This window comes from Gammaproteobacteria bacterium (assembly GCA_011375345.1).
Lineage (GTDB): Bacteria > Pseudomonadota > Gammaproteobacteria > DRLM01 > DRLM01 > DRLM01.
This window is the reverse complement of sequence record DRLM01000057.1, coordinates 1-3386: the sequence shown is the minus strand read 5'-3', so window position 1 is coordinate 3386 and position 3386 is coordinate 1. Positions and strand designations below refer to the sequence as shown.

Annotated in this window: 3 protein-coding genes; 1 reads left to right on the top strand and 2 read right to left on the bottom strand. The window is 66.2% G+C overall.

What is annotated here, in order from left to right; genetic code table 11:
- Positions 1-83: 83 nt before the first annotated feature.
- A complete protein-coding gene (locus tag ENJ19_04200; GenBank protein ID HHM04931.1) occupies positions 84-1430 on the bottom strand; it encodes a nodulation protein NfeD in 1347 nt (448 codons plus the stop codon).
- Positions 1431-1538: 108 nt separating this feature from the next.
- Here ENJ19_04200 and ENJ19_04195 point away from each other — a divergent pair, with 108 nt between their 5' ends.
- The gene (locus tag ENJ19_04195; GenBank protein HHM04930.1) at positions 1539-2825 is read left to right on the top strand and encodes a hypothetical protein; all 1287 of its coding nucleotides are present in this window, start codon (positions 1539-1541) and stop codon (positions 2823-2825) included.
- Between the two features lie 67 nt (positions 2826-2892).
- Here the strand turns inward: ENJ19_04195 and ENJ19_04190 are convergent, their stop codons facing one another.
- Positions 2893-3207, bottom strand: coding sequence for a hypothetical protein (locus ENJ19_04190; protein ID HHM04929.1), 315 nt, complete (start codon positions 3205-3207; stop codon positions 2893-2895).
- Positions 3208-3386 lie beyond the last annotated feature (179 nt).

Sequence of the window (3386 nt, the reverse complement as noted above, 5' to 3'; positions counted from 1 at the left end):
ACTCCCGCAGCACACGGAAGGCGCTGATGAGCAGCGCAAGCACTGCAACCGCCACGATTAACAACGTGTAAGAAAACACCATCTCAGCCCCCTTTCCCCGCGTCGTCCCCGCAGGCTTCCACCACCAGCTTCAAACCGTCGCGGCCCACCACCCGCACCCGCTGGCCCGGCCTGAGCGGCGCCCGGCTGCGGGCAGTCCACAATTCGCCGTGCAACCGCACCCGCCCCTGGCCGGAAAAAGCCTCCACGGCTTCGCCCACGGCGCCCATGAGTTCCTCCCGGCCACTCACCACCGGCCGCCGGCGTGCCTTCAGGGCCAGACCGATCACCAGGATGAAAAACGCCGCGCTGCTGAGTGCCAGACCCGCTATCAGCGGTACAGAAATGCCGTAACCGGGCACTTCCGTCTCCATCAAAATAATGGAACCGAACACGAAGGCCGCCAGCCCCCCCACGCCCAGGGCACCGAAACTGGGCACCACGGCCTCGGCGATCATGAAGGCGATGCCCAAAATGATGAGGGCCAGGCCGGCATAGTTGACGGGCAGCACCTGAAAGGCAAACAAGGCCAGCACCAAACTGATGGTGCCCAGCACCCCGGGGAAAATCATTCCCGGACTGGCCAGTTCATAAATCAGGCCGTAGATGCCGATCAGCATCAGAATATAGGCCACGTTGGGATCGGAAATAACGCCCAGCAGTCCAACGCGCCAGTCGGGTTCCACCTCTTCCACCACCATGCCCGCCGTGTGCAAGGTCAATTCCCGCCCTGCCACCCGGGCCTTGCGGCCGTCGATCTGGGCCAGCAGGTCGGCCACATCCGTGGCCACCAGGTCCACCACCCCCAGCCGCAGCGCCTCCTGCGCCGGCACGCTGACCCCCTCACGCACGGCCTGCTCCGCCCACCGGGCATTGCGGCCGCGCATCTGCGCCAGCCCCTGAATATAGGCCACCGCATCGTTGACGATTTTTTTGCGCATGGCTTGGGGGCCGGGGGTGGGTTCCTCCCGGCCTGCGGGAGTGCCGGGACTGAGCGGGGTGCTGAGCTGCACCGGAGTGGCCGCCCCCAGATTGGTGGCCGGCGCCATGGCGGCGATGTGGGCGGCGTAGGTGATGTAGGTGCCGGCGCTGGCGGCCCGGGCCCCGCCGGGGGCCACGTACACCACCACCGGCAGCGGCGCGGTGACGATATCGCGGACGATGTCGCGCATGGCCGTATCCAAGCCGCCGGGGGTGTTGAGGCGCACAATCACCAGTGCCGCACCTTGCTCCGCCGCCCGCGCCAGCCCCCGGTGCAGATAGTCACTGGTGGCCGGGCCGATGGCACCGCTGACATCAAAGACCAGGGCCCGGCGGCCGTCCTGGGCGGCCAGCGCCGCCGCCAGACCCAGGGCGGCTCCTGCCCATGCCCATCGCCATCCTGCCTTCATCGGCGACTCCTCTTTGGGGCCTGTGATACCCCAGTGCCAATGCGGAACGGCCACGGTGGCCAGCCCCGCTGAGGTTTGCTAGGGTACGCTCTCCCCCCGAGACTTGATATGCCCATGGCCAGCAGCAACCGCACGAATCGTGCTCTAATCCTTCTCGCCCTCACCGCCATCGCCCTCGGTCTCTACCAGTGGTGGGAACTCTACCAGCTGCGCAGCGACCATCTCACCCCGGCCTGCAGCCTGTCGGAACAGTTTGACTGCGCGGCGGTATGGAATTCACCACTGGCCAGCGCGCTGCATCGATTCACCGGCATCCCTTTCGCCGGTTGGGGCGTGGCCTTTGGAGTGGCGGTATTGCTGCTGGGCGGCCTGCTCGCCGTCGAAGCGCGTCACAGCCGGGGCGACAGCCTGCGCCTGGCGCTGCGTCTGACCACCACCGTCGGCACCGTCATTTGCGTGGCGCTGTTTTTATACAGTGTCGCCCTGGAGCGCTACTGTCTCACCTGCGCCCTGTTCTATGTTTTGGTGATAATCACTACCGTCCTGGCTTACCGCCTGCCCCAGCCGGCAGCACCGCCTTGGGGCCGGGCCATTGCCCAGGCCACGGGCGCCACCGCCGTGGCCCTGGCCCTGGTGCTCTATCCCGGCCTGCGCACACCCCACCCGGCGCCCGCCCTGACGCCACTGCCGGCCTTGAACGACCGCGAGGCCGACCCCGTCGCCCAATACCTGCTGTCCCTGGCGCCGGAAATGCGCCAGCAGATCAGCGATGTACGTGCCGCCTACCTGACCGCGCCCAAAATCGATCGTCCTGCGGAGCCGTCCCGGCTGGTGTTCGGCCGTCCCGAGGCGGCGGTTCATCTGATCGACTGGGTGGACATCCGCTGTCCCCATTGTGCCCATCTGGAACAGGCCCTGGGGGAAATCCGCCGCGTCACCCCGGCGGACCTGTGGAACGAAGAATCGCGCCACTTCCCCTTGGACAGCGAATGCAACCCCTACGTCTCCCGCAGCGACGGCCGGGGCGTGGCCTGCCTGGCGGCCAAGGTGCTGATCTGCCTGGCCCCTTCGCCCAAGGTCAATGCCGTGCGCCACGGCCTGTTCCAACAGCAACGCCGCCTGAGCACCGGAAAGATATGGAAGATCGCCACCGCCGGCACCGAGGAACGCCAGACTTTGGAACGCTGCACCAACAGCTCAGCCACCGCGGCGGCCTTACGCGAGGACATCGAATACGCTGTGCAACACCACATCCAGGGCACACCACTGGTGGTCATCAACGGCCGCCAGGCGCTCAATTTCCCCCCCTTCATCCTCGCCCTGATCATCGCCCAGGGCAATGCGCAGGCGGCCGGGTTCAGCGTACTGCCCCCGCCCGGGCCCGCAGCGCCATGACACAAAGCGTGCCCCGGGCCCGCTTCACAGGCTTTCACCCCAGGACAGACTGACGCCACACTGACCGCTATCCACCTGCGCCGCCCGTTTGGCGCCGTCGCCGGCGAGCGGTTTTCCGAGCCTGCCTGCGCTCAAACTGACGCTCCCATTTGTCACCGAAAACCCGCAAAGCTTTTTCCTTCGCCACCGCTTTCTTTTCCGCCACGGCCTCGCGCGCGGCCTGCGCCTTGCGTTCCTCGGCCAAGGTGCGCATCGCCTCTCGCAATGCGCCGGCCAATTCCCTGAGCTTGTTTTTAAGCGTATTTTCTTTTTCTCTGGCGGCCGCCTTTACCTCTTTCAATTTGAGCCTGGCGTCTTTTTCCCGCGCCCGCGCATTCTTCACCGCTGCACGCAGTTTCGCTTTCAGCGCGCGGTCTTGATCGAGTAGGAGGCGGGGTCACCCCCGCCGTCCTCTCACACCACCGGACGTGCGGTTCCGCATCCGGCGGTTCATGAGACACACTGGAGTCGTCGCACCGTATCGAGCAGCGACACCAGCCCCAAACGATCAAAGTAGGCCTT

Excerpts from the sequence above, each read along its gene's own strand:
- ENJ19_04200 (HHM04931.1), bottom strand. The coding sequence starts at position 1,430 with ATGAAGGCAGGATGGCGATGGGCATGGGCAGGAGCCGCCCTGGGTCTG.
- ENJ19_04195 (HHM04930.1), top strand. The coding sequence starts at position 1,539 with ATGCCCATGGCCAGCAGCAACCGCACGAATCGTGCTCTAATCCTTCTC.